Below are 26,193 nucleotides of genomic sequence, written 5' to 3'. Positions count from 1 at the left end.
CCCGGCCGACATATACTGGTTCAGAGACTTCTATAAAGGATGTCGATCAATCATGCCAGCCATTGTCGGACCCATTAAAATCAATGAAATCTCAGGAGGAGTAGTGAATTTCGGCGATTCTTTTTATCTATCTCCAAAAAGCTCTTCAAAGTCTGCACTCGGTTCTGGTGCTGGTAATACTGGAGATTTCCTTATCGTCAACAATGGTATAAACGCGACAAATTATATAGACCCGGATGTAAGCGACCAGAATGTTGTCGGAAATGCATAAAGCAGCCTCTTCCACTAGAAGAAGGCTGCTTTTTGGTTACCAGGTTAAATCATTTCAAGCGATACAGCTGTGCCTTTGCCGCTCGGTTCAGCCGGATGGACAATCAGCTTCTTCGGCAGCCTGGCCCGAAGTTCCTGAACGTGGCTGATCACACCGACCGACAGATTGTCAGACTGAAGCTTCTCCAATGCGGTCACGACCGTATCCAGCAAATCCTGATCAAGCGTGCCAAACCCTTCGTCCAAAAAGAAGAATTGGAGCGGATACTCTCCGCGAAGCTGGATCTGTGCCGAAAGTGCAAGCGCAAGCGCCAGTGAAGTCAGAAACGTCTCCCCACCTGACAGACTCGTAACAGGGCGCTTGACTCCGCCGTTGGCATCGTCCCTCATCACAAAACCGCCTTCTGAGTCGACTTCAATCGCATACCTCTGTCTTGTCAGTTCGCCGAGTCTTGCAGATGCGTCTCTTGTGACGCTTTCAAGCTGCTCTTCTGCCAAGTATTCAACAAAGCTGTTTCCTTTAAAGACGGCTTGGAGTTTATCAAGACGGTCGATGTATGTCTGCCATTCAGCCAATGATGCTTCAAGTTCCTTAAACCTTTTATGGTTCTCGCGGATGACGGCGAGAGCTTTGCCGGCCGCGCCCCTTTCTTCCAAGGCTTTGCTGAATGCCTCCTCAGCTTTGTCCTTCGTGACGGCGGCTTTTTCCCAACTCTCCTCAGAAACCGATCTCCCATCAAGCTTTTCCGTAATCCGCTTGATATTGGACTCGCACTGTTTTGTCTGATCCCAATGCATTTGAATGTCTTCTTTCAGCCGGGCAAGATCATCGCGGTCTAAAATGCTCGCTTTCACTTCAGAGGCCTTTTCAAACGGTGTACCTCCGGATTTTTCCTGCCAGATGTCCGCCGCTTTCGCAAGCCTTGCTTCCGCTTCACGCAAAGCGAGCTCACACCCTTTTGTCTGTCCTCTTAAACGGCTGACTTCGGATTCGGTCTCTTTGAGCCGTCCGTAAAGCGTCTGTTCCTGCTCATGCAGCTTGGCCAATTGCGTTTTCACGTCTTGAAGCTTTTTGTCGATTGCAGCTGTATCGGGATAGCCCATCAGCTCTTTTTGATAATCGTTTATTTCTTTATTAAGGCTTTCGACAGCATAGCGGAGGTCGAGCTTTTCTTTATCAAGCGCAAACAAGCGCTCGGTGAGCTTCTCTTTTTGCTGTTCATGTTTTGTGAGAAAGCCGACGCTCGTTTCGATACGCTTTTCGAATTCCTCTGCGGCCAGATCTTTTTCTTCAATCGTTTTTTGCCATTTTTCAGCCTGTTCATAAGAGAGGCCGTCGAATTGTTCGCCGAAGCTTTTTCGGCGTTCATTTAACTGGTCATTTAATTCGCCGACGCGGTTTTGAAGCCTGTTACGCTCCTTTTCTTCATGGCTGAGTCGCTCGCTGATTTGGTCGCGTTTCTTGCAGAGCTCTTTATATGTGTGAAGGAGCTTGGACATCCTGCTTTTTGTCTCTGCGAGATCCTGTCTGATTCCTTTCCATTCAAAGCTGATGCGGTTGTACCGTTCGGGAATGGTGCCTTCTTCTATCGATGCAGCGGTTTCAGGCAGTTCATGTTTGCTCTTGACTAAAAACGGGCATTCGCTCACCAGGTGGTCGGATTGCTGTTCGAGTGCCACTTTGGCCGAGAGAAACTCCTGAGCCAGCGCACCGGCTTCAGCGATGATGGCTTCCGTTTTCTCCAGTTCGGAATCCGCCTCTTTAAAGGACAGGCTTTCTATGCCGACGCGGGCGGGCATTTCATGATGTACAGATCCGCAGACCGGACAAGGCTCTCCGTCTTTGAGCTGCTTTGCCAGTTCGATTGCCAGCTGATCACGGTTTGCCTGTTCCCGTTTTGCCGCAATCTCTTCTTTTTTTTGAGATGCCACACGGATGGTCTCAGAGAGCGATCTGTCTGTTTCGCAAACGAGCGCGTACGCTCGTTCGACAGCGGCAAACAATGCCTCGATGCGTTCGGTTTCAGCTTTTACCTTTTGATCCACCGCTTGCTGTTCTTGCTGGAGCTCTTTAATCAGCGTCTCCTGCTGACCAAGCCGTTCCTTTTCTAAAGCGGCATCGTTGTTAAGCTGTTGAATGTGAAAAGCAAGCTGATTGGCATTTCGGCAGTTTTTACGCTCTTCGCTAGATACCTGGACAGATTTCAGCTCCGCTTTCAGCTGATTCTGCTTGGCTGTCCCGCGTTCAAGCAGACTTTTCACCTTGGCCAGCTCGTCTGCCGCATGCTTGATTTCCTCTTCTTTCAAACGCTGTTCGCGCTGCTTCTTCTCGGCCTCGGCCTGTGCGGCTAGCCGCTTGTTTTCAATTTCCTTCAAAGCGGTGAGCTGTTCTTCTTGCTTGAGAAGCTCCGGTTCCTTTTCATTTTTAAGACGCCTGAAATCCTCGTACTCGCGTTCTGTTTTTTTATGAAGCTCTTCATATTGTTCTAATTGTTCCCGCGCTTGTTTTTCTTCCCGGTGTGCGCGTTCGGCATCTTCCCGCGCTGCCAGCAAGGCGTCTGCATAAGGCTTGAGCGTATTTGCCGTTTCGGCGAGGTGCAGGCGGCTTTCTTTTTCCCGAATCTGTTCCTGTTTCTTTAAAAGCTCCGCCTCTTTTTTCAGATAGCTTTCTTTTTCCTGCTGCAGGTTCCAAATCTCCTGATACTCCGCAAAGCGCTGCGCTTCTGCGTCTCGTTCGCGCTTCTTGCTTTGCAAAAGGCTTTCAGCTTCTTCGAGATGCTGTTCCGCCTGTTTCAGCGCCTCTTCCCCCGCATCGCCCAATCCAGCCTGCTCGGCAAGCATCTCATTTTTTCTGGCCTGCGCTGTTTGCGCCTGTTTCTTCAGTTTTTTGACGAGCCTGTCCCCGTATTGTTCGAGGTTGAACAGGCGCTGAAGCATCTGCCGCCGCTCCGCTCCTTTTAAGGAAAGAAATTCGGCGAATTTACCTTGCGGCAGGACGACTGCCCTTGTAAAATCGTCGATCGTCAAGCCCAGCAGCTCTTCGATTTTCCGGTTTACTTCATTCGCTTTATCGGCCAGAACGATTTGTTCCTCTTTCATTTCAATGAAGCGGCAGATCGATGTTTTGACCTTGACGGCATCTGTCCGCTTAAAGACCCGTTCCACTTTATAAGCCGTCTCATGGCCTGTCTGCAGCTTAAACGTAAACGATACGGCAAGCTCATCTTCGGCATGATTCAAAATACCGTGCGTATTATTGGCGGCCCGCTCCACCTTCCCGTACAAAGCGAGAGTCATCGCGTCAAGAATCGACGACTTGCCGCTTCCGGTCGGCCCGAAGATACCGAATACACCGGCATCGCACAGGCGCTCAAAATCGATCACCTGCTCCTGCCTGAAACTGTGCAGCCCCTTAATAGACAGAGAAATCGGCTTCATGTTTCATCACCCTCTTCCTGTTCCGATCCTGCGGCGAGCTCCAGAAACAGTTTGACGGTTTCCTCATCGGGAACCGCTCCACCGGTTTGTCTTTCATAAAACGCTATAAACCGTTCTTCAATCGGAACGTTTCTGGACCGGATCTTCTCTTCATCCGAGGCGGCTTCCTCAAAAACCGGACGAATATGGATGATGCCTTGATGCGCTTTTCTCAAACGGTGAATTTCTTCAATCGACAGCTGGTCTGTCAGATGGATTTCAAGGTCGATCCACGCGTTTTTGTCCCGCTCTTCCTCCAGCCAGCTGTATACTTGGGACATCCCTTTTTCCGCCTTCCATTTAACGAGCGGTTTTCCACTCGTCAAATGGACCTCTTCCCATGATGCCGTTTGACCGGGTGCGGCTTCGACAATGGTGACCGATTTTGCGTATCCCGCTTCAGAAAAGCTGTAGGCAAGCGGTGAACCTGAATATCTGGCAAGCGTGCGGGCCCGTTTGATCGTCTGCGGGCGATGAAGATGCCCGAGCGCCACATAGGCGGCGTTTTCCGGCAGGCTTTCCGCAGCCACCGTATATGCGCCTCCGACTTCGATCGGCCGCTCAGAATCCGTCTGGCTGCCGCCCGCCACATAAATATGGCTTGCCGCAATCTGCACCGCATCCTTTCTCGCCTTGCCGCACATACGCTGAAAGGTCTGCTTGATTTTCTCATCATAATGGTCGCGCAGCAGTTTTTCGTCAAATGTTTCCGACAGCACTTCATTCAGTCTGGACTCGGAAGGATAGGCGAGCGCTGCGACTGACAGGATCTCCCCACTAGAAGCGACTTCTATATCAACTGGCTCAGTCTTCGGGTACCCGATCAAGTGGATGCCATGGTCTGTCGTTAACGGAGAGGCCGCGGAAAGGCGGTCCGGATTATCATGGTTGCCGGCAATCACGACGACCGGACGGTTTCCTTTGTCAGACAAGGCGGAGAGGCTTTCATAAAAAAGCTGTTCAGCCAGTGCAGGCGGATTCACTGTGTCAAATGCGTCTCCGGCCATGATAACGGCGTCGATCTTTTCATCTTTTACGATCCTTGTGAGCTCTTCAAGAAAGTCCGCCTGTTCTTTCAGGCGGCTTCTCCCTTCAAGCGTTTTTCCCAAATGCCAGTCCGCTGTATGTAAAATTCGCATGTGTGCCTCACCTCTCTTTTCATTAAAGCTCCCCCCGAAATCGTCAGGGGGACACCGGTTTCATATTAAAATAAGAGCACATGTCCTCCGTCAAAAAAGTACAGTGCACGCCCTTTGAGCGGCATTTTAATCATCGTTTCAACGGCTCGTGCATAAAGCTGAATTTGTGTTTCGTAACGCTTCCTTAAAATCGGTTCAGCCCCTTCGAATCCGTTTCGGTACTTTCCGTGTATCCGGTCGGTTTTGTAATCAAGAAGGTAAAAACCGTCCTCCGTCTCGAATAAACAATCGATAATTCCCTGTATCAATACAGGTTCGTCGGCTGACTCAAGACCAGGATAAACCTCTTTGGCAGACAGCGTCATGTTAAAGGGAACTTCCCGTTCGACGCGGCGGGCGCCGAGAAGCTTTTGTCCGATTTCCGTATCAAAGAATGCGAGAATATCGTCTTCCTCAATCGCTGCCCGCTGGTCTTCTGTTAATAGCTCTTTCTCAACAAGCCTGTCTAGGAGGCGGCTGAGCTCATTCATTTCAAGCGCACGGGTCAGCGGAATATGCTGCATGACGGTGTGCATCGCCGTTCCCCGTTCGGAAGCGGTCAGGCCTTTAACCATCATAAAGGACGGCCGTTTAAACAGGAGAGCATCCTTGGTTGGGCGAATCAGCGAGCGGTCGCCGTACTCATCCTCATACTCCTTCTGCCTTTTCATTTCTGAGACAGACTGTTTTGTTCGGACTTTGGCGGCGTCTTTGTATGGATATGACCATGTCAGCCTTTCTCTGACTTGTTGCTCATACTCAAACGAACCATCGATCGGAAGCCCCATTTGAATTTGGGAGAGCCGGCCGTGTCTTTCTTCACCGGCCTGATCAATATCTTCTGCTTGAAGATCCGCGGCCGACAGCCAGCTGACCTGAAAGCGCGCCGGATGTTCACGGATCTCATCAATCACCAGCGGCGCGCCGGATTCATCCATATCTCTGTGTCTCATCAAAGCAGGTCCGATGAAATCCAGGTAAGATTTCGCCTGAAACCGTTCATAATCCGGAAGCAGCCACTCAGACCCCGCCGCTTGTGACCGCCAGTCGGCAAGCAGCTTTTCTTTATCCTTAGCCGTCCCGACCAGGTACAGCTTTTCCTTGGCCCGGGTAAGAGCGACATACAAGACGCGCAGCTCCTCTGATAAAAGCTCGCGGCGGAGCTTTTTCTTCATCGCGATCAGCGGCAGCGTCGGATAGCTGATCCGCCACTTCGGATGAATAAACTTCGTTCCGAAACCGAGTTCTTTATCCAGCAGATAAGACTTGTTCAAGTCCATCATATTAAAATTCCGTCCGAGACCGGCGGTAAATACGACAGGAAATTCAAGCCCTTTGCTTGAGTGGATCGTCATCAGCCGAACAACGTCTTCCTGTTCGCTCAGAGCTCTTGCCGTTCCGAGATCATCACCCCGCTCCTGCATCCGCTCAATAAACCTTAAAAAGCGGAACAAACCGCGGAACGATGTCGCTTCATAGGATCTTGCCCTGTCGTAAAGCGCGCGCAAATTGGCCTGCCGCTGTTTTCCGCCCGGCATTCCGCCGACATAATCCAAATACTTCGTATCCCGGTAGATTTCCCAGATCAGCTCTGCCACAGAGTGGTTTTTCGCATACGCTCTCCACTTTTTGAGCAGGGCGTCAAAGCGGCGAAGCTTTTCGCTGAGCCTCTCATCGCCATCTGCTGCAGCAAGGTATGCTTTCATCGCTTCGTAAAACGGCGCTTTTTTATCCTTGATTCTGATCAAGGAAAGCTCATTTTCGTCAAGACCTACAACAGGCGATCTGAGAACGGACGCAAGCGGGATGTCCTGATAAGCATTATCGATGATTTTTAATAAAGACAGTGTGACCGATACTTCTGTCGCTTCAAAATAACCCGTTGAGAGGTTCGCGTATACCGGAATCCCCTGCTGTTTAAACTCGTCCATAATTTGCGGCGCCCAAGGCATCGACCGCAAAAGCACCACGATATCACGGTACTGGATGTTCCGCGACGCTTTCGCTTTGGCATCATATACTTGAAATTTTTCTGTTATCAGCCTGCGGATTTGTCCGGCCATCGCTCTTGCTTCAAGCTGGACCGCCTCAAGCTCTTCAGCCTCTTCATCCTGCGCGCCGCTCTGGTTTTCGATGAGCAGAAGCTCCGTTTTTGTCGCTTCGTTCGACGGATAAGACGCACCAAGCTTCAATTCGGCCTGTTCGTCATATTCGACTTCCCCGACCTTTTCTCCCATGAGCTGCTTGAATAAAAAGTTCGTGCTGTCCAAAATATCTGAACGGCTTCTGAAGTTTTTATTTAAATCGATTTTTTGACCGGAACCCGAGCCATCGTCTGTAAAGCGTTTATATTTCGAAAGGAACAAAAGCGGTTCTGCCAGGCGGAACCGGTAAATCGACTGCTTGACATCGCCCACCATAAACAGGTTCCCCTCATGCTCCTCTTTGGCGACGAGCTTTAAAATCGCTTCCTGGACCAAGTTCGTATCCTGATATTCATCAACAAGCACTTCATGGAACTGATGGCGGTAAAACTTCGCCGCTTCGCTCGGCACGGCTTCGCCGGCTTGGTTTTTCCCGGATAAAATCGCAAGGCAGTCGTGTTCAAGGTCTGAGAAATCGACGATCGCTTTTTCCTTTTTCGCGTCCGCAAACCGCTTGCCATACTCCAACACGAGCTGGACGAGCGTCTGAATGACCGGCTTCATTTCCCTCAAGCTCTCAAGGTGCTGCTCGGGAGTTCGCGTAAAATAATCGCTTTTCAGCTTTTCAAGTTGCTTTTTCGCGCTGTTGCGGAGATCTGCGGCCTCATCAACCAATCGAGGATCGTACGCATCTCCTTTGCACGGCTTCAATCTTTGAAACGAAACGGCCGGTACAAGCTCGTACAGAGCCGAAAAATCATTCTGCTGCTGAATCAGCCTGTCAATCTGCGCTAAATCATCGAGGAAATTTTCGGCGCGCGGCGCAGGCCCCCCTGGCTGCTTTGTCAAATCAAGCGCACGCGTCAGCTTTTGCCGCATCCCCTCCAGAACGAGTGCGATGTCTTCTTTAATGTAAGAATAAAACGGCAGAGCCTCAACTTTCGTATCTGAAGCCGCGTCATACAGATCAACAAATGTGTGAAGCCAGCCTTCCGGATCGGGATGCGAACGGGAAAACTCGTAGACCAGCTTGACGAGATGCTGCAAATCGAGGTCATGACGGTCTGTCGTATATCTGTCCACAAGTTCAAAAAAGGCCGGATCTTGCTTTTTGTATTCTTCTTCAAACAGCTCGTCCAGCACCTCATCGCCAAGCAGCTCGCCTTCCGTCTGATCGGCGATCCGGAAAGCCGGATCAACATCGATCAAATAATAGTATTTGCGGATGACTTGAAGACAGAATGAGTGCAATGTTGATATGCTCGCTTTGTTTAATAAAGCAAGCTGTCTGCGCAAATGAAGCGATCCCGGATTTTCGGCAAGCTCTTTTTCGAGCGCTTCGCCGATCCTGTGCTTCATTTCAGCCGCAGATGCATTCGTAAAGGTGACGACAAGCAGCCTGTCGACATCTACGGGATGTTCCTGATCCGTTATTTTCCGAATGATCCGCTCAACCAGCACGGCCGTTTTTCCGGAGCCGGCCGCTGCCGCAACTAAAATGTCCCGGCCGGATGAGACAATCGCCTTCCATTGGTCATCAGTCCAATTGCTGCCCTTCGGTTTAGAAATCTCCATCTGTCTCATCCTCCTTTTTCAGCCGCTCCAAAATCACGTTGTCTTTTTCGGGTTTTAATATCCGGTATTCGTTTTCCTCAAGCGATTCGTCAAACTGGCAGAATGACCGGTACGAACAATATGTGCACGGTGTCCGGTCTTTTAGCTTGTAAGGCTCGATCGACACTTTACCGTCTGTGATCTCCTCACCGGCCTTCTGAAATGTCCGGCGGATATGGCGCCTTAATACATGAAAATCCTCTTCTGCAATAACGTCAGAATCCGAACGGAGCGAGCCGTCTTTTTTTAAGCCTGCGCTGATCATGTTCGACCTGCCTTGTTCCAGCGTGGTATCCATCAGCTTGACCGCTTCCTGGTCTCCCAAGAGCAGCCCTTTCATCTTGAACTTTTTGAAAATCTCTTTTTCTATTTCATCAAGGCCGAGCGGCACCGAAGCCTGGATCATCGGATCGTGCACATGAAAATAAAGCACGCCTGCAGGGGATGCCTCCATGCCGAGCCAATCGGTTGAATGTGTGATCGACAAATCGAGATATGTCAGCATTTGCAGGGCGAGGCCGTAATACACCTCGGCCAAATCGAGGCCTTTATCGCTTGATTTATAGTCAACAATCCTAAGCAGCAGCCCTTTTGAGCTCTCCGCTTTATCCACTCTGTCGATCCGGCCGACAAGCTCCATTGTGCAGCCGTTCTTCAAGGTAAAACGCATTGGAGGAAGCGGACCTTTCCCCCCGAATCCGAGCTCGATGCCGACGGGGGCAAACCCGCTTGCTTTTGCATGCTCGCTTAAAATGCCCGATACCCTGGCAATGATTTTTTGCAGCTTCTGCTTCACGTAATGATGACGGTTCGAACTGAGCAAAATCTCTTTTTGCAGCTTTGGCGCGAGCCGTTCAACTGCATCGCATGACAAAGTCTCGCATTGGGCTTTCGTTAAGTCGCGCCAATCCAGTTTAAGCTCGTGAAGCCGATCTGAAATCAGCTTCAGCGCCGAGTGGAACAGCTGACCGATATCCGGAGCTTCAAGCTTGAAAAATTGACGTTCCTTCAGCTTTAAACCGTGCGAAGCAAAATGGGAAAACGGACAGGCTTTGAACGTCTCCATCCGCGACACGCTTCCCTGAATGTGCTCCCCATATAAATCGCGGCTCACATGCCGGTTCAAGTTTTCGACCTTGTTTCTGAAAAACAGGCTGGACAGGATATTTTGAGAAAAGATGCGGTCAGGCTCATTCATTAAAAAGTTGTATGTACTCCACCATACATCGCTGATCGCATACTGCCTCGTCCAAATGCCGAGCTGCCCTGCCAAATGGCTCAAGGCGGCGCCTTTATTCACGAGAAATTCAAGCTGGGCTTCGTCGTCCAGCTGCTCGGGTTCATGAATCAGCATCTTCTCTTCGCCGTCCGGGAACAGCTCATTCAGCCGTTTCACCACTGTTGAAGGAAGCAGCGTCTTCCCTTCCGAATCTGCGATCGGATAGGAGACATAGAGCTTTTCAGACGGGCTGGAAAGCGTCATGTAGATCAGAAAATTCTCATCCAAGAGCTGCTCTCGACCCGTCGCCGCCAGCTGTGCGCCGTTTCGTTTCAGCCACTCCCGGTCATCGTCTGAAAGCACGCCGTCGTCCGCAGGCCTCGCCGGAAGTATGCCGTCGTTTACACCGATGAGAAATGTGCATTTCGTGCCGTACATCCTTGAAAGGTCCATATTGCCGATAAACACTTGATCAAGAGCGGGCGGAATCAGCGCGAATTTCAAAGACTCCAAGCCCGTTTCAATCATTTGCTGAAATAAAGCAAACGATATCCGCTCTGTGCCCATCATTTCAACAAACTCGTCCAACAGTTGAATAACGGCATCCCATACTTGCTCATGCTGGCGCGACTCTGCAATCCTACCGCTTTCTTCGGCCAGCCGCCTTTCCTGTTCAAGCTTCATCGGAACATCGGCTTCTTCAAGATAAAGGTAAACGGCTTCGGCCATTTCCCTGACAGTTTCAGCTTTTTTCAAGCGCTTCTGCAGCCTGTGGATCGGCGGAACGATCCAGCCCTTTAGTTCATTGAGCATATTTTCCGTTTCAATCTCTTTGTCTGTCTTGGCAAAATCCTCATCCAGTGAAGCGTACCTTCTGTAAACAAACGGATCTTTGCTTGTCCATCTGTCTCCTTTAATGCCATACGCAATACAGTAGTTTTCAAGCTGGTCAATCTGTTCGCGCAGCCGTTCCTTCGGCTGTCCTTCCGGGAATAAAAGTTCCGTTTTGACACAGCGGAACACCGCTTCATACCGCCAGTTTCCTTTAATGATATCAAGCGTCGAACGGATCAGCTCAATGAGCGGATGATTTTGCATCGATTCCTTGCCGTCTATGAAAAAAGGAAGTTCACAGTCTTTAAAAACTTCTTTTATCGTATCTTTATAATCTTCAACATTCCGGGCAATAACGGCAATATCCCTAAGCCTGAAGCGGCCCTGGCGAATTAAAGAATGAATCTCGCGCGCAATTCCTTCAATCTCGGTTCTTCTGTTCGACGCCTGCATGATGCGGAGCGATTCCGTCCGTCCGCGATACGGTTTTGCAGGACGCTCGTCAAAATAGCGTTCAAGGTGCCGGAGCTCCGAATGTTGCTGGTGCCGTTTCGTTTCTTCCAGCCGCACTTCTGACGGATCAAGGCCAAGTTCCTTCGCCTTCTGGTAAAGGTCATAGTACGCCTTCCCGGTCATTCTGAACAGATGGAGCTCATTCGGGCTGTTGGCCGTAAACGGCTGATCCGCCGTCAGCGAAAAAGTGATCTCCTCCGCATGTACCATCAGCTGTTCCAGCACGTTCATCTCCTGTGGCGTAAATTGGTGAAATCCGTCCACGTAAACGGCAGCGTTTCTAATCTCATCCGCATACGGAATCTGCTCGGCCAAAAGCGTCAAATAATCCTCAGATTGAACATATTGATTCTCCAGATTTTCCTCAAGCTTGCTGTATAAAATATATAAGTCGTGCAATTTATCGGAAAGGATCCGTTCATCTTCGTATTCCGATTTGCCCGTCCCCTCTATCATGTCCCGGATGCTTTCAGGCCGCAGACAATGCCGTTTAAATTCGGTCAGCATCCGTTCCACCTGCTCCGTAAATCCGCTTTTATCGCTTGCGTTTTGATAGACTTTAAACTCGCCCTTATGCTCTTCAATCAGTCTCCGCAGCAGCATCTGAATGCCCGTCCCCGTCAAAAACGGCCGATTCATGCCTCCGGTATGCTGGAGCACTCGCCAGGCAAGCCTTGAAAAACTGTACACTTGGGCGCGGATAGTTCCGCCCAAATCGGGTGTTTTGCTAAGCTCGTATTCCATTAAAAACGTCATTTGATCCGGGACTAGAAAAATGATCGGTTTTCCGAGCGGTTCATCGCGAAGTTTTTCTCTGATTTCATTCAGGATAAAGGTCGTTTTCCCACTCCCGGATCTGCCTGATAAAAATACTGCTCCCACTAAGCTCGTCTCCTTTCTGTTTCTTACTCTTTATTCTATCGAAACATCTGCAAAATAACCATTCTCCAAAACTGGGAAAAAACCGTATGAGCACTTGCACCCCATACGGCTATTTTTGCTTGAACTGCACAAAAAACAGCATCAAAAACGAGATGATCGCGATAGAGGCGACCCACATCCATGCCAGCGTCATATTTCCCGAATCGATCGCCAAGTATATCGCCGTAGGCACCGTCTGCGTCACCCCCGGGATGATACCCGCAAACATCAGCGTTGCGCCAAACTCGCCAAGCGCCCTCGCAAAGCTGAGCACAATCCCCGTCATGATTCCATTTGATGCGAGGGGAACGGTGACAAAGAGGAACACCCTCCACTCGCTTGCTCCATCAACCCTCGCGGCATCCTCGATATCGCGGTCGACAGCCGAAAATCCTGATTTTGCTGACTGATACATTAACGGGAACGCGACAACCGCAGCGGCGATCACGGCTGCCCACCAGGTAAAAATAACCGGTGCTTGAAATACGTTTTCTATCAAGCGTCCGATCACGCTCTGCCTTCCGAAGATCACGATTAAAAAGAATCCGACAACGGTCGGCGGCAGAACGAGCGGCAGCATCATTACCGTCTCGATAACGGACTTGCCTTTAAAGTTTCTGTTCGCCAGGAGCCTCGCCGCAGCAGTTCCAAGCAAAACTGCGATGATGCCCGCTGCGACTGATACTTGAATTGAAATTTCAATCGGGGAAAAGAATTCCTCAAGCATAACGGCGGTCAGCCCTTCTTAAATCCGTACTTTTCCATTGCCTTAACGGCTTGGTCGCTTTGCAGGAATTGATAAAATTCCTCAGACTGTTCCCTGTGCTTTGTATTTTTTACAATTCCGAGCGGGTAGACAATCGGTGTATGCAGATCGCTTTTCGCCGTCTCGACAGTCTCGACCTGATCTGATGAAAGGGCGTCCGTCCGGTAAACGATTCCGGCATCCGCGTTGCCTGTTTCGATATAAGAAAGGACCTGCCTTACATCTTTGCAGTAGACGATTTTAGATTGCACTTTAGACCATACGTCAAGGTTCGTCAACGTTTCTTTTGCGTATTTTCCGGCTGGCACTGATTCGGGTTTGCCGACCGCAAGTTTTTCGATTTTGCCCTCCGCCAAATCTTTGAAGCTGTTGACATGCTGATTTTTCCCTTTCGGAACGATCAGCACCAGACTGTTTTCGACCAGCTTGACAGAGTCTTTTTTGTCAATTAACCCCTGATTAACTACTCTATTAAATTTGTCCTCGGCGGCAGAAAAAAACAAGTCAGCCGGAGCGCCCTGTTCGATCTGCTGCTGCAATGCACCCGATGAACCAAAATTAAACTTTATGGAGACATTCGGATGATCTTTCTCATATACGGAGGAAAGTTCCGCTAATACATCTTTGAGACTCGCAGCCGCGGAAACCGTAATTTGAACTTTTTCAGACTTCCCCTTGGCTGATCCCCCTTTTTCCGCCTGGCAGCCGGCGAACAAAACAACCGACATCAATAAAGCCACGGCCGTCAATATTACCTTTTTCAATAGTCTCACTCCATTTTGATATGTATGTCATTAATTCGGCACTAACAACCATTTTACGTCAAACTTCATTTTTTTAAAATAGATTGTGCTCACCGCACATCATTTTGACACATGTTCGAGGCTCAACCTTCCATAGGCACATGCATGCAAGCACATACATATAATGACAGGACGTCAAATATAAAGTGTTGAGGTGAAAAAGATGTGGTATGTTCAGCCGTATCTTCCCGCCTATCCCGCTAGGCAAAACGACAAGCTGATCAAGGATCTTGAAAAAGCGGTAAACGGAGAGCACAGCGCGGTCGTCTGCTATCAAAAAATCGCCCAAAAGGCACCGGATTCCGAAACAAAAAAGCGGATTTTAGAAATCAGACAAGATGAAATTCGCCACTTTAATGCGTTCCTAACATTTTATACGTCTCTTACCGGCCGAAAGCCTGACATTTCCATAACTGAGCCTTGTCCAGAACAGTATCGAAACGCGCTGGAGTTCGCATTTAAAGACGAACAGGAAACGGTTGATTTTTATTTGGACATCGCAGACTATGTGAAAGACCGGACGATACGGGAGGCGTTCAAGCGGGCGGCAGCTGACGAACAAAACCATGCAGTCTGGTTTTTATACTTCTTAACAAAGAGATGATCCGCCTTGATCAATATACCCTTATAGGGTATATTTTTAAAATAGCGGACTTTTATTTTGACTAAAGAGGTGCTAAAACATTGAACGTGCTGCTTGTCGATGATGAAATCCGGATGCTCGATCTGCTGGAGCTTTATTTAGAACATTATTCGTGCACAAAAGCCGCCACCGGAAAAGAAGCCCTGGATTTAATAAAAATGAACAATTTTGATCTTGTTATTCTCGATATTATGATGCCTGAGATGGACGGATGGATGGTGTGCCAAGAGATCCGCAGATTGACAAGCGTTCCGATTATCATGCTCACCGCCAAAAACGGGCAGGATGACATTGTGCGCGGATTGAATTGCGGCGCAGACGATTATTTAACAAAACCGTTCAGCGAAAAAGTGCTGCTTGCCAGAATAGAAGCTGTCCTGCGCAGGACCCGTCGGTTTCATGAAATCCGGTTCCGCGGTTTAATCTGGAATAAACAGCATCATACCCTGCATGTCAATCAACGGGAAATCGGCATTACGCCAAGTGAATTCGATCTGCTCGGGACGCTCTTAAACCACACGGATCAAGCGCTTTCGAGAGACCAATTGATTGAGAACATCTGGGGGTTCAACTCTGATATCGAGCCCCGCACCATCGATTCACACATGAGAAATTTGCGAAACCGATTGAAAAAAGCTGGCTTTCCGGTTGAAGATCATCTCCGGACCGTCTACGGCGTCGGCTACAAATGGACAAGCAAAGGAACCGGAGCATGAAAAAGATTTCATTTAAGCTCGCAGGTTCATTTTTCATTTTAATCCTTTTCATCGAAACCATCCTTTTTGCGGCGCTGTATACAACGATTATCAACACAAGAATAAACGAAGAAATCCGCGCGCTCCAACTAAGGGGCAACAGCCACAGAGACGTCCTCGAAAAACATTTTGACAAAAGGACGATAGACCACGTCACCCTGATGGAAACCGAAGCCCGGACAAACGTAATCATAACGGACCAAAATAGACGCGTATTGGCGCAGTCTGCCCGGGGAGACATGACGGAACACCTTCATTTCGAAGAAAAACACATCCCGAGGAAAGGGACCGCTTTATCGTCCCATTGGAATACATCAAAGTATATTTGTACGATCAGTCCGATCATGAACGGACGGGAAACGGCCGGCTACGTCTTCATGTATTTGGAGACCTCCTCGATAAAAGCCTTGGTGGCAAACATTACGAAGCGGTTTTTCCTCAGCTTTGGCTTAACCGGCGTCTTAACTGCCGCAGCTATTCTTTGGTTCAGCCGTGTATTAGCGAAGCCGATTATTAAACTGAAGGAAGCAACCGAAAGTATCAAAAACGGTCAAGCTTCGATTCCGCTTGATATCAAACGGAACGATGAACTCGGCGAGCTCGCCGCATCAATCGAAAGCCTTTCTTCAAATCTCAGCAGGCTTCAAAAAGAACGAAACGATTTTCTGTCAAGCGTCGCTCATGAGCTGCGGACTCCGATCACATATATAAAAGGCTACACAGATGTCGCGATGAGAGATAAACTCGATCCACAAGCCAGAAATCAGTACTTGTCGATCATAAAAGAGGAAGCGGACAATTTAAACACCCTTGTTGACGATCTATTTTTGCTGACAAAACTGAAACAGCCTGGATTTCAAATCAGTAAGAAACAGGTTCACCTGCACACATTCATAAAAAAAGAAGTTCAGAAAGCGGCGGTCGCTTTTTCGGAAAAACGAATCAGCCTTTCGTTCGACATCCCGGCGGATCTTTATGTCTCAGTCGATGAAGTCCGTTTTTCACAAGTGATCTCAAATTTGCTGAACAACGCCCGCCAATACTCCGATCCTGTTTCAATAGCGTCCGTCACCGCAACAAAAGCAGAGGATCAGGTCAAGATTACGATAGCGGACGAAGGCTACGGCATTCCGGAAGAAGAACTGGATTATATTTTTGAGCGCTTTTACCGGGTCGATAAGTCGAGATCGAGACAAACCGGCGGTACCGGGCTGGGCCTGGCCATCGCGAAAGAAATCGTCGAGCTTCACGGCGGTCAGATTGCAGTAAAAAACAGAACCCCGAAAGGAAGCGAATTTATCATCACGCTGCCTTCTAATATGTAACAAATGTCGAGATGTCTGCACCAGTTTTGCACATTTCCCGGGTATACTACTCAGTAATCTGGACCAAAAAGGAGGAAAACACCATGAAATTGAAATCCGGTTTACTTTTTGTCATGCTTGTTTTCGCGCTTCCGCTCGCAGCATGCCAAAATTCCGGCTCGGGAAACACGGACGGACATAAGGAGCATCATACAAAGAATCATTCGGAGATGAAAGAAAAAGACGCCGTTTCTCTTCCGAATGATTTCAATAAGCGGGCGGAAGAAGGGCTTCTGGTGAAAAACACAAAGAACACGACAAGACTTGACGCGAATACACCGGAAGAAATGAGCATCAAAACCTCTCAAACGATATGGCCGGCCACTCATAAACAAAACAGGCCGGGCGCAGTGATTTTAGTTTCGGGCGGATCATGGCAGGCAGCTCTTGCATCAGCTGATCTGATCCATCACCCGAATAACGGACCTGTTTTAATCGCGGAAAAAGGGAAAATCTCCGGGCAGATTCAGAATGAAATCAAGCGCTTGAACCCGACGGGCACTTCAGACGGAACGCAAATCATGGCTGTCGGAGAATTCGATTCACTTCAAGCTTTGAACTCTTTTAAAATAAAAGAGCTGAAAGGGAAGAACGAGGCTGATCTGGCAAAAGAGATTGACAAAGAATACGCGGATGCAGCCGATGAGTATCCGAAAAGCGTTATCATCGGATCATCCGAGGAAGATGCGGAACTTTATTCGCTCCCGGCTGTAAACTGGATCGCCCACATGCCTGAGCCGATCCTGTACGTGAACAAAAAAGGCATTCCCGAAGAGACGGCCGCAGCATTAAAGAAAAGGGACGGCAAAGCAAACATCTATATTCTCGGCCCTAAAAAAGCCGTTTCAGAAAAAACGGAGGATGCATTAAAGGAATATGGAACAGTCAAAAGAATTTCCGGAGATACGCCTGTCGCAAATTCGATTGCGTTTGCGAAATTCAGCGATAAAAACACCGGTTTTGGGTGGGGAATCACAGATCCGGGACACGGACTGTCCTTCGCATCAACGGCCGCGCCCGAGCTGGCGCTTGCCGGAGCGCCATTTTCCCATTTGGGAAAACACGCTCCTCTGCTTTTACTCAAAAATGGACAGGCAGACAGTACGATGTACAGCTATTTATCCGAGATCGAGCCTTCTTTTCGGGACAGACCGCAGGACGGCCCTTATAACCATGCATTCATTCTCGGATCAGAAAATGAGATTTCATTTCGAACGCAAGGCGTTCTTGATGACATATTGGAAATTAAGTCAGCGGATGGAGGACATTCCGGTCATTAAGAAACACAATGGAGGGGCTCTTACAGAAGAGCCTCTTTTTTGTACCAGATGCCGTAAAAATCAATCCATCCTTCTTCGTTAAGCACAATGCCTTGAATGGCTTCCCCCGCTTTAACGCGAATATTGTTTTGATATAGCGGAATCGTGTACACCTCTTCTGCCAAGGCGCGGTCCGCCTCACACAGAAGGCTGATCCGCTTGGAATGCTCATCAATGAAACGAAGCTGATCCCTCATCAAGGCGGACTTCCTCTGCCATTCCCCCGGCATATGGACGTGTAAAAAGCTGTTTTCCGTTAAAAGGAGGTGCAGCCAGCTCATTTCTTCCGAACGTCCGAATGTCGCACTGTCGTGAATCAAATCGGCTTTTGCGATCACTTCTTCCTTCATGAGCTCATCCGCTTTCATATAACAAACCTCTAGTGCGATGCCGTACCGCCTGCACCTCTTTTGGATCCATGACGCATCCTCCCGGTGATCCGGTTCGGAAAACGTATAAAGCCGAAGCGGATCGCCTTTGTAATGGCCTTCCATAAGCAGCTTGCCGATGTCGTCGTCCCCGGATTCAGGCGGAAGATCCCGGTTTAGAAAGCCTCCCGCCGGAGCCGTCCGTTGTCCGGCTAATTCACTGACCATATGTGAAGGGGAAATGATTTGCCGCAAAGCCTTCCTGAACGCCTTATGCTTGAGAGGCCCCGATTTGTTTGCATTCACCGAGATGTACTGAACATTCCTTTCCTCGTGCCATTCATCGAAAACCTGACTTTGTTCTTCTTTTTCCATATAAAAACCGTAGTCGACAAGAGAAAAATTGCCATCCATATACCATAGTTCGATCCGGTCTAAAAAAGCCCGTCCTTGAAAATATCGCTCATGCGCTTCAAGCCCGAGAATCCGGTCATCCCGGCGGACAAGTCTGAAAGGACCCGTCCCGATCAACAGTCCGTCATTCTGATGGCGGTTTAAAATAGACAGCCTTTCATCGCAAAGATGATGCAAAAACAGCGAGTTTTTTGCCTTTAAACAAATATCAAAACTATATTTATCCCTGACCGCAACATTTCCGATATCCTCTACGAGCCATTTGCATTTATTTTCATCATCCAGCATAAAACGCTCAAACGAGTATTTAACATCCTCAGCTGTCAATGTTGTGCCATCATGGAAATAGATCCCTTTCCTCAAATAGAACGTCCACGTTTTTTGGTCGGCGTCACATTCCCAGTGGTGGGCAAGATGCGGCATAAAACCTCCTTCCTTTTCATTAAAACGGATCAATGTATCACATACCTGCTTAACGACATGGCTCTCTGAACGCAGATAAATACGGCACGGATCAAGACGCTTAAAATGCTCTGGCTCCATCGCGGTCATGAGCCTCAGCACATCTTTTTGCTTGCTGCCCTCCGATTCGGTCTGAAAGCCGAAAACGCGCTCAAGCCACTCTTTATATGACGGCAATGCGTCCGGACACGAATGCTGATATGCTTCGAGAAGGTGTCTCGCCCGGTCGATTTTACCTTCTTTCGTATCATTTTTCGCCGTTTCAAGCAGCAGTTCACAAGGTTCTTTTAAAAAGCGGATTTCTGATTTGTTTCCTCTCCCCCTTCCCCTTTTCCAAGCAATCCACTGCAAACCTTCAAGTTTCGCTAAAATCAGTTTTGCGTTCCTCGGTGTGCAATACAGAATATCCGCGATTTCACTGACTGAAATCTCTTCTGCCTCCCCTTCGCTTTCGCATTTAATTCCCGCGGTAAGTTCCATGTAATGTTCGATCGATTTCATCTCCGTTATCCCCCTCTTTATAAAAGGGGAAATTTCTCCCCTGGTTTTCTGTCCTTTTTACTGATGATTTTCCATTTTACACTAATTGCACTGCTATGTTGAAGGAGGATATGAAATGAACCGTTTAAAACAAAGGTACGGTTCTCCCGTGCTGATTTGCTTCTTCGGAGAGTTCCTGACCGGAATAACGGGAGCCATGCTGGCCCCTTTCCTCCTTTTTTATCTGTATGATGTGCTTGGAACTGGCATATTGCCGGTGATGCTCGTCATCGGAGCAAGACCGCTGACCGAGGTCGCGGTGACGCTTGTCGCAGGAGGACTGACGGATCGGATCGGAAGACGGAAGGTGATCCTGACGGCGCTCGCCTTTCAGACTGTTTCTGCCGCCGGTTTTATGATGGCAGATCACATTTGGCTGTTCGCTCTTTTTTATGTGCTGAACGGCATCGGGGGAGCTTTGTACATCCCTGCGCAGCGGGCCCAAATAACGGACAGCACCGAAAGCGGGCGTCGCTCTGAAGCGTTCGCTGTCCTTCATGCCATTGAAGGGTTGGGCGCAGCGGTCGGTCCGGCCGCCGGACTTGCAGTCTATTCCTATCAGCCAAGCCTGATGTTCGGCTTTCAGGCATGTGCGTTTTTTCTCTATTGGCTTGTTGTTTATTTTAAAATGCCCGAGGTATGGCGGTCAAAAAGGCAAAAGGAGATTTTGGAGAGGGAAAAACTTCTTTCCGCAAAAAAGGTATTTTTTCAGCACCGTCCGGTTCTGTCCTTGATGTTCTTGTCGGTCCCCGTCAGCCTGTTCTATGCTCAACTGGAGTCAAACTACCGCCTTTATCTCGAAACTCTTTTTGAAGATTTCCTATTCATCTTGACTGTTTATACAGTGTGCCGCGCCCTTCTTAGCATTACGATGCAAATTCCGCTTGTCAAATGGACGGAAGGACTGAACATCCAAACGGTCGTTTCCATATCATATGTATGCTACGCTGTGGCAGCAATTGGTTTCGCTTTTTCATCATCGATCTTTTGGCTGCTCTCGACTGCCGTTTTATTTACGGCGGCAGAAAGCATGCTGCTGAATCACATGCAAACCTTTGTCTCGCGCCTTGCTCCCGATCATATGCGGGGCAGATATTTTGCATTTTTCGGCCTGCATTGGGATATTTCCCGGACAATCGGTCCTTTTTTAGGCGGGATGATGTTCATCAAGTTCGGCGGGGCAGCGCTATTTCTTGCTATTGCAGGAATCGTGGCTGCCGGCGGAATTGCACAATACCGAACAGTATTAACATTATCTTCCCGGCTAAGAAAAAACTAATTCTTTATAGTACCTGGTACTAGAACAAAGTGCTATAATAGAAACAGTTTTTATTCGGGAGGCAAGGAGGCATTATGATTACATTAAAAAAACAAACGATCGGCGGGCTTTTAAAATCAACCGCCGGCCGGTTTCCGAATCATGAAGCGGTTGTATATTCTGAGCTCGATTTAAGATATTCGTATCAGGAGCTTGTTGAAGAAACCTCTAAAATTGCAAAAGGGCTGCTCGCGCTCGGCATTCAAAAAGGAGAGCATGTCGCCATCTGGGCATCCAATATACCGGAATGGATTCTGCTCCAGTTTGCGACGGCAAGAATCGGCGCTGTGCTCGTCACCGTCAATACAAGCTATCAGGCGAGAGAACTTGAGTACTTATTGGAACATTCCGATTCCACCACCCTCTTTCTAATGGACGGCTACAAAGGGACATCCTATATCGATATGGTCGACGAGATCATGAAAAATCCGGAAAAGCTGCCGAAGCTGAAAAATCTCGTCTACCTTGGCAAGAATAAAGTCCCTGAACATATGACGGCTTTTGCCGACATCGCCAAACTGGGCGAAACGGTCTCTGATGCCGACCTTTTCGAAAGAGAGCAATCACTCACACACGATGATGTGATCAATATGCAGTATACGTCGGGAACAACAGGCTTTCCAAAAGGTGTGATGCTGACTCACTACAATATCGTCAATAATGCGGCGATCGTTGCCGACAGAATGGGGCTGACGAGCGAAGACAGGCTGTGCATTCCGGTTCCTCTGTTTCACTGCTTCGGCTGTGTGCTAAGCACGCTTGCCTGTGTCGCGTCAGGCGCGGCCATGCTGCCGATCATCGAATTCAAACCGGACATCGTCCTGCAAACGGTCGAAAAAGAGCGATGTACAGGACTGCAGGGTGTGCCGACAATGTTTATCGCCGAGCTCACCCACCCCGATTTTGCAAACTATGACCTATCTTCATTGCGGACCGGGATCATGGCAGGCTCCCCGTGTCCTAAAGAAGTGATGAAAAAAGTGATGAAGCAAATGAATATGACGGATATCACAATCGCATACGGACAAACGGAGTCTTCACCCGTGATTACGCAGACAACGGTCACCGACACGATCGAACGCCGCGTTGAAACCGTCGGTAAAGTGCATCCGCATGTAGAAATGAAAATTGTGGATCCTGACACGGGGGAAACGCTCGGCCCGGACGAGCAAGGCGAACTGTGCACAAGAGGATACCTCGTCATGAAGGGATACTATAAAATGGACGAAGCCACCAAAAAGGCCATTGATGAAGACGGCTGGCTCCATACCGGCGATTTGGCCGAAATGGACCGGGGCGGATACGTGAGGATTACCGGCCGCTTAAAAGATATGATCGTCCGCGGCGGTGAAAACATATACCCGCGTGAAATAGAGGAATTCCTTTATGAACATGAGGATATTGTCGATGTACAGGTTGTCGGCGTTCCTGATGAAAAATACGGGGAAAAAACGGCGGCCTTTATTAAATGCAAACCGGGCAAAAAGCTGACGCTTGAAGATGTCAGAGATTTTTGCAAAGGACAGCTTTCATATTACAAAATTCCGGAGTACGTATTTCTGATCGACGAATACCCGCTGACCGCTTCCGGAAAAGTCCAAAAGTATGTGCTTCGCGACCGCGCAGAAGAGCTGCTTGCGAGCCCTGTGCAGTAAACAACAAGCCGAAAATACCAATCGTATTTTCGGCTTTTTGCTGTTTAAAATACTTTTTTACTGTCGCGCTCTTCCTTCAAAATTTCGACAGCTTCGCGGAAGCGCTGTGAATGAACGATTTCCCTTTCCCGTAAAAATGCCAGCCCGTCATTTAAATCCGGATCATCCGACATGTCAATCAGCCATTGATACGTAGCCCTCGCTTTTTCTTCAGCCGCTATATCTTCATATAAATCGGCAATCGGATCGCCTTTTGCCTGGATGTATGTAGCGGTGAACGGAACGCCGGCAGCGTTATGGTAAAACAGGGCTTTGTCATGGTCTGCATAATGATCGCCGAGCCCGGCTTCCTTCATCTGTTCGGGTGTCGCGTCTTTTGTTAATTTATATACCATCGTCGCAATCATTTCAAGGTGAGCAAACTCTTCCGTACCGATGTCCGTCAGCAGTCCGACGACTTTGTCAGGAATGCTGTAGCGCTGGTTCAAATAGCGAAGCGCCGCAGCCAATTCGCCGTCCGCTCCGCCGTATTGCTCAATCAAAAATTTGGCAAGTCTCGGATTGCATTCTCTCACCCTAACAGGATACTGCAGTTTTTTCTCATAAAGCCACATGAACCTGACTCCCTTCCTCTATTAAACTTGCCACGGCCAGGGACTTTTTTTCCAGCTCCAATAGGATTCCGTCTGATCCGGGCTCCCTTGCGTCAAAGGGCCGTATTTTGATTCAAACTTCGCTTTCAGTTTTCTTGAATATCCGGCATACTGGTTGTATTGTCTGATGGCGTCGGTATCATCGGGATGTGTATCAAGGTAAAGCATCAGCTCAACGATGACAAAATCGACGGCCTGAATTTCATGGAGCCTTTGATAATAGTCTTGCGGTAAAGAGTTCGTCACCCCCCTTACCTCCCATCTTCATACGGATTTTCATAATGATCGTAAAATACGGGCCAAAGCGTCCCTTTTTGCAGCGCCTCCATCGGGGAAAACTGCGGAAGGCCGCGGGGCTGAAAACCTAGATATAGATTTGGAGGGGTTCTGTAATATCTTTTACCGATCGGAGGACACGGATCAAAAGCGCTGTGAAACGGACGATACGATTTGACTTTGGTGAATGATTCCTTGGAATGTTTCATATCGGTTCACCTCTATTTGTGATCGAATCTAATTTAATGTATTCATATGTTCCATCTGTTATGTTCAAAAATGAACGATCAGTTTTTCTTATTAATCTTTTAAATAAATTCGTATTTTACCAATCACTAAAATTATTATATAGTGATATATAGAAATACTTTACTTAGTGAACAAAATGATTGCAGTAATCAGGAAGAAGGTTTTTCATTTGAGGGAAAAAAGAGATTTCCTTCGGGATATATTATTGATATTAATCAGCAGTTTTGGGGGATTTCTTCTCTCTTTGACCGGCATGACGATCGGCTGGATGGTCGGCACAATGACAGCAGCCGCTTGTCTGTCGCTGTTTCGCCCGTCACCGTTAAAGGCTGCTGTCAGACAAAACGGCATCCATCATGGCTGGCTTCAGTTCGGCCAAATGCTATTGGGAATTGAGCTCGGCCAGAAAATCAATATGTCCGTGATTTCGATTTTTAAGGAAAATTGGCTGATTGTCGGCGTCATGCTCCTCCTTTCCGTCGTGTTCGCCATGCTGTCGGGCTTTGTCTTATGGAGGTTCAGCAAGACCGATATGCTGACGAGTTTTGTGGGAACGGCCCCCGGCGGGCTTTCCGCGATGCCGGGCATCGCTCAGGAAGTGGGAGCGAACACGGCAATCGTCAGTCTCGTGCAGATGATACGTGTGCTTCTGGTCGTCATGACCATTCCTTTTTTCGTTTTTTTGATAAATGCGAAGCAGCCTGACGCCCATGCTGCCGGCAGCCAAGTGATCGCCGCGGGAACATCGGCTTTTGAAGCGCCTCATATCGCATGGACTGCGCTGATCATGCTGGGCGGATTCGGGGTATGCAAAGCGATGAAAGCACTGCGGTTTCCGGCGCCATGGCTGCTCGGAAGCATGACCGGTGCGGCCGTTCTGCAAATCGCAGGCGCTTCAATGACCGGGCTCAGCGCAACAGCCTGGTGGCCCCACGGCTTTTCAGTGCTGTCGCAAATTTGTCTCGGCGCGACGATCGGTTCAAAAATCAGCAAAGAAATGTTTATCGGCGTCAGAAAAACGCTGATCGTCGCACTTGCCAGCTCCGTCGGACTGATCATTGCAATGATTTTAAGCGCCGCCGTCACCGCTAAAGCGGCAGGCATTTCCCTGACAACGGCCATATTGGCGTTTGCTCCGGGGGGAATCGCGGAAATGGCGACAACATCTGTCACGCTTCACGCCGACTCTACGTTCGTCGTCGCCGTCCAAGTGTTGCGGGTGGTGCTCGTGATCGCGATGCTTCCTCCATTCTTCCGATTGCTTCATCAAAAGTCGGAAAAATATTCACACCCCCGCATGAAAAAAGTCCGAGCTGAAGGCTGATCCCTTCGCTCGGGCTTTATTTTTTTATTCAAATTCCGGCAGCCAGTCGCCGTGTGCTTCGATCAATTCATCGCACATGCTTACAATATCATCCATCGATAATTCCGCAGCCGTATGCGGATCAAGCAATGCAGCTAGGACTTCTCTAGATGCGGCTGCTGTTCCTAAAGCTGCTTATCTGAATCCTTGCCTCATCAGACATTACTTCCCAAAACATCAGAGGTTGAACACATAGATTAACTTAGATTCTAACATCCTTGACATAGCCTCAAACCCACCAAACCCAAAGGAAAAAATTATTAATTGGATTAATAGTCTATTCAATTTATGGATTCAAAATAAGACATGGAACTATTGGCAATTGAAATTTTAATAGAGCAGACAGCAGCCTGCTCTATTAGTTGTTTTTTTTCTGTATGTTTTTCATAGTTGCCTTATATAGCCGTCGTGAAACGATATATGCTACATTTATTAGCAAATACAAAATAAACAAAAATAAAGATACTAAGAATACACCATGATTCCGTATAACAATCTCCTGAGAATTCATTGAATAAATCAATACATATAGATAAAAAACACAAAACATCAACAAAGCTTCAATAATAAAATTGAGAAATCTCCTTTTTTTCAATAAAATCTGAGAAAAGACTACGTCTACAATCCCTACAACTACCACAGTGAGAACAAAAAACTTAAATAAAACGATCACAGAATCAAAAGTACCTTTTGTATTGATTGACACATCTGGTGCCAAAGCCACCAATTTAAAGACTCCGAAGAATATCAGAAAAGGGGAAGAAATAAGAAATACACACATAAGAAGAACAACCAAAATTGAAAAAATATGATCCTCAATAGAGTAGTTTTTTCCTTTATTTTTTTCACCCATTTATGACTATTCCTCTCTTTTTGTTGTAATTTAAATATACAATTTTGTTATAAAATTTGACCCAAGTTCAATCACCATAAGTAGTGGTGAAGATGTATTCAAGGCCATAGCCGCGTTTATCATGCCATAATTTTAAATATTTTAGAGCTTATGTGTTGTTCATATCCTCCAATCCTTTACCTTTATCCGAAGAAAAATCCGCCCCGTTGCTGGAGGAGCGGA

General features: G+C 48.1%; 19 protein-coding genes and 1 pseudogene. 8 read left to right on the top strand and 12 right to left on the bottom strand.

All coding sequences use genetic code 11. From position 1 onward, the window contains the following. The first annotated feature begins 52 nt into the window (after positions 1 to 52). On the top strand, positions 53 to 271 hold the full coding sequence (locus CP943_RS06385; protein WP_016885923.1) for a spore germination protein: 219 nt from the start codon (positions 53 to 55) through the stop codon (positions 269 to 271). A gap of 44 nt (positions 272 to 315) precedes the next feature. Here the strand turns inward: CP943_RS06385 and sbcC are convergent, their stop codons facing one another. From sbcC to modA, 6 genes are all read right to left on the bottom strand, one after another. Beyond that, positions 316 to 3,708, bottom strand: coding sequence for an exonuclease subunit SbcC (sbcC, locus tag CP943_RS06380; RefSeq protein ID WP_003180433.1), 3,393 nt, complete (start codon positions 3,706 to 3,708; stop codon positions 316 to 318). Beyond that, positions 3,705 to 4,886, bottom strand: coding sequence for an exonuclease subunit SbcD (sbcD, locus tag CP943_RS06375; protein ID WP_105980866.1), 1,182 nt, complete (start codon positions 4,884 to 4,886; stop codon positions 3,705 to 3,707). Before sbcD ends, sbcC begins: the two co-directional genes overlap by 4 nt. A 65-nt stretch (positions 4,887 to 4,951) precedes the next feature. Next, entirely contained in the window at positions 4,952 to 8,644 is a 3,693-nt protein-coding gene (gene addA / locus CP943_RS06370) for a helicase-exonuclease AddAB subunit AddA (protein ID WP_026579928.1), read from the bottom strand. Then, positions 8,631 to 12,131, bottom strand: a complete 3,501-nt coding sequence (addB, locus tag CP943_RS06365; RefSeq protein WP_105980865.1) for a helicase-exonuclease AddAB subunit AddB — start codon at positions 12,129 to 12,131, stop codon at positions 8,631 to 8,633. Before addB ends, addA begins: the two co-directional genes overlap by 14 nt. 109 nt (positions 12,132 to 12,240) lie before the next feature. Next, positions 12,241 to 12,897, bottom strand: coding sequence for a molybdate ABC transporter permease subunit (gene modB / locus CP943_RS06360; protein WP_003180426.1), 657 nt, complete (start codon positions 12,895 to 12,897; stop codon positions 12,241 to 12,243). Between the two features lie 8 nt (positions 12,898 to 12,905). Then, entirely contained in the window at positions 12,906 to 13,664 is a 759-nt protein-coding gene (gene modA / locus CP943_RS06355) for a molybdate ABC transporter substrate-binding protein (protein ID WP_043054577.1), read from the bottom strand. 238 nt (positions 13,665 to 13,902) lie between these two features. Here modA and CP943_RS06350 point away from each other — a divergent pair, with 238 nt between their 5' ends. From CP943_RS06350 to CP943_RS06335, 4 genes are all read left to right on the top strand, one after another. After that, complete coding sequence (locus tag CP943_RS06350; protein ID WP_026579930.1) at positions 13,903 to 14,343, top strand: ferritin-like domain-containing protein; 441 nt, start codon at positions 13,903 to 13,905, stop codon at positions 14,341 to 14,343. A gap of 113 nt (positions 14,344 to 14,456) precedes the next feature. After that, positions 14,457 to 15,098 carry a response regulator transcription factor gene (locus tag CP943_RS06345; protein ID WP_043054576.1) on the top strand — a complete coding sequence of 214 codons (642 nt, stop codon included), beginning with the start codon at positions 14,457 to 14,459 and terminating at the stop codon, positions 15,096 to 15,098. Next, positions 15,095 to 16,462, top strand: a complete 1,368-nt coding sequence (locus tag CP943_RS06340) for a sensor histidine kinase (RefSeq protein WP_026579931.1) — start codon at positions 15,095 to 15,097, stop codon at positions 16,460 to 16,462. The genes CP943_RS06345 and CP943_RS06340 overlap by 4 nt, the downstream gene beginning before the upstream one ends. 83 nt (positions 16,463 to 16,545) lie before the next feature. After that, positions 16,546 to 17,781: a cell wall-binding repeat-containing protein gene (locus CP943_RS06335; protein ID WP_026579932.1), complete on the top strand. Its 1,236-nt coding sequence runs from the start codon at positions 16,546 to 16,548 to the stop codon at positions 17,779 to 17,781. Positions 17,782 to 17,801: 20 nt separating this feature from the next. Here CP943_RS06335 and CP943_RS06330 read toward each other — a convergent pair whose 3' ends face one another. After that, complete coding sequence (locus CP943_RS06330) at positions 17,802 to 19,565, bottom strand: ABC transporter substrate-binding protein (protein WP_061576183.1); 1,764 nt, start codon at positions 19,563 to 19,565, stop codon at positions 17,802 to 17,804. A 115-nt stretch (positions 19,566 to 19,680) separates the two neighbouring features. On the opposite strand from CP943_RS06330, the gene CP943_RS06325 reads away from it, so the two are divergent. Together CP943_RS06325 and CP943_RS06320 are read left to right on the top strand one after the other, a co-directional pair. Beyond that, on the top strand, positions 19,681 to 20,883 hold the full coding sequence (locus CP943_RS06325) for an MDR family MFS transporter (RefSeq protein WP_026579934.1): 1,203 nt from the start codon (positions 19,681 to 19,683) through the stop codon (positions 20,881 to 20,883). Between the two features lie 74 nt (positions 20,884 to 20,957). Further along, positions 20,958 to 22,577 (top strand): AMP-binding protein, encoded by a 1,620-nt coding sequence (locus CP943_RS06320; protein ID WP_105980864.1) that lies wholly within the window; start codon positions 20,958 to 20,960, stop codon positions 22,575 to 22,577. 44 nt (positions 22,578 to 22,621) lie between these two features. Here the strand turns inward: CP943_RS06320 and CP943_RS06315 are convergent, their stop codons facing one another. The 3 genes from CP943_RS06315 to CP943_RS06305 are packed head-to-tail and all read right to left on the bottom strand — an operon-like array spanning position 22,622 to position 23,715. Then, entirely contained in the window at positions 22,622 to 23,191 is a 570-nt protein-coding gene (locus CP943_RS06315) for a manganese catalase family protein (protein ID WP_023856600.1), read from the bottom strand. Between the two features lie 21 nt (positions 23,192 to 23,212). Continuing rightward, positions 23,213 to 23,476, bottom strand: a complete 264-nt coding sequence (locus CP943_RS06310; protein ID WP_020450859.1) for a spore coat protein CotJB — start codon at positions 23,474 to 23,476, stop codon at positions 23,213 to 23,215. A 5-nt stretch (positions 23,477 to 23,481) separates the two neighbouring features. Next, positions 23,482 to 23,715 carry a spore coat associated protein CotJA gene (locus CP943_RS06305; RefSeq protein ID WP_020450858.1) on the bottom strand — a complete coding sequence of 78 codons (234 nt, stop codon included), beginning with the start codon at positions 23,713 to 23,715 and terminating at the stop codon, positions 23,482 to 23,484. Positions 23,716 to 23,924: 209 nt separating this feature from the next. Between CP943_RS06305 and CP943_RS06300 the strand changes: the two genes are divergently transcribed. Beyond that, positions 23,925 to 25,079 carry an AbrB family transcriptional regulator gene (locus CP943_RS06300; RefSeq protein WP_105980863.1) on the top strand — a complete coding sequence of 385 codons (1,155 nt, stop codon included), beginning with the start codon at positions 23,925 to 23,927 and terminating at the stop codon, positions 25,077 to 25,079. Positions 25,080 to 25,103: 24 nt separating this feature from the next. On the opposite strand, the pseudogene CP943_RS22625 reads toward CP943_RS06300, so the two are convergent. Together CP943_RS22625 and CP943_RS06295 are read right to left on the bottom strand one after the other, a co-directional pair. Further along, positions 25,104 to 25,214: pseudogene (locus tag CP943_RS22625) on the bottom strand (hypothetical protein); the annotation flags it as partial. 262 nt (positions 25,215 to 25,476) lie between these two features. Continuing rightward, a complete protein-coding gene (locus tag CP943_RS06295; protein WP_026579936.1) occupies positions 25,477 to 25,971 on the bottom strand; it encodes a hypothetical protein in 495 nt (164 codons plus the stop codon). Positions 25,972 to 26,193 lie beyond the last annotated feature (222 nt).

The sequence above is a fragment of the Bacillus paralicheniformis genome, from assembly GCF_002993925.1.
GTDB lineage: Bacteria > Bacillota > Bacilli > Bacillales > Bacillaceae > Bacillus > Bacillus paralicheniformis.
Note: the sequence above shows the minus strand (reverse complement) of the source record. Positions and strands in the feature narration are given on the sequence as shown.

Excerpts from the sequence above, each read along its gene's own strand:
- CP943_RS06335 (WP_026579932.1), top strand. The coding sequence starts at position 16,546 with ATGAAATTGAAATCCGGTTTACTTTTTGTCATGCTTGTTTTCGCGCTT.
- modA (WP_043054577.1), bottom strand. The coding sequence starts at position 13,664 with ATGTCGGTTGTTTTGTTCGCCGGCTGCCAGGCGGAAAAAGGGGGATCA.
- CP943_RS06295 (WP_026579936.1), bottom strand. The coding sequence starts at position 25,971 with ATGGGTGAAAAAAATAAAGGAAAAAACTACTCTATTGAGGATCATATT.
- sbcC (WP_003180433.1), bottom strand. The coding sequence starts at position 3,708 with ATGAAGCCGATTTCTCTGTCTATTAAGGGGCTGCACAGTTTCAGGCAG.
- CP943_RS06385 (WP_016885923.1), top strand. The coding sequence starts at position 53 with ATGCCAGCCATTGTCGGACCCATTAAAATCAATGAAATCTCAGGAGGA.
- CP943_RS06345 (WP_043054576.1), top strand. The coding sequence starts at position 14,457 with ATGCTCGATCTGCTGGAGCTTTATTTAGAACATTATTCGTGCACAAAA.
- CP943_RS06305 (WP_020450858.1), bottom strand. The coding sequence starts at position 23,715 with ATGAAACATTCCAAGGAATCATTCACCAAAGTCAAATCGTATCGTCCG.
- CP943_RS06330 (WP_061576183.1), bottom strand. The coding sequence starts at position 19,565 with ATGAAATCGATCGAACATTACATGGAACTTACCGCGGGAATTAAATGC.
- modB (WP_003180426.1), bottom strand. The coding sequence starts at position 12,897 with ATGCTTGAGGAATTCTTTTCCCCGATTGAAATTTCAATTCAAGTATCA.
- CP943_RS06340 (WP_026579931.1), top strand. The coding sequence starts at position 15,095 with ATGAAAAAGATTTCATTTAAGCTCGCAGGTTCATTTTTCATTTTAATC.
- addA (WP_026579928.1), bottom strand. The coding sequence starts at position 8,644 with ATGGAGATTTCTAAACCGAAGGGCAGCAATTGGACTGATGACCAATGG.
- sbcD (WP_105980866.1), bottom strand. The coding sequence starts at position 4,886 with ATGCGAATTTTACATACAGCGGACTGGCATTTGGGAAAAACGCTTGAA.
- CP943_RS06320 (WP_105980864.1), top strand. The coding sequence starts at position 20,958 with ATGATTACATTAAAAAAACAAACGATCGGCGGGCTTTTAAAATCAACC.
- CP943_RS06315 (WP_023856600.1), bottom strand. The coding sequence starts at position 23,191 with ATGTGGCTTTATGAGAAAAAACTGCAGTATCCTGTTAGGGTGAGAGAA.
- CP943_RS06325 (WP_026579934.1), top strand. The coding sequence starts at position 19,681 with ATGAACCGTTTAAAACAAAGGTACGGTTCTCCCGTGCTGATTTGCTTC.
- CP943_RS06350 (WP_026579930.1), top strand. The coding sequence starts at position 13,903 with ATGTGGTATGTTCAGCCGTATCTTCCCGCCTATCCCGCTAGGCAAAAC.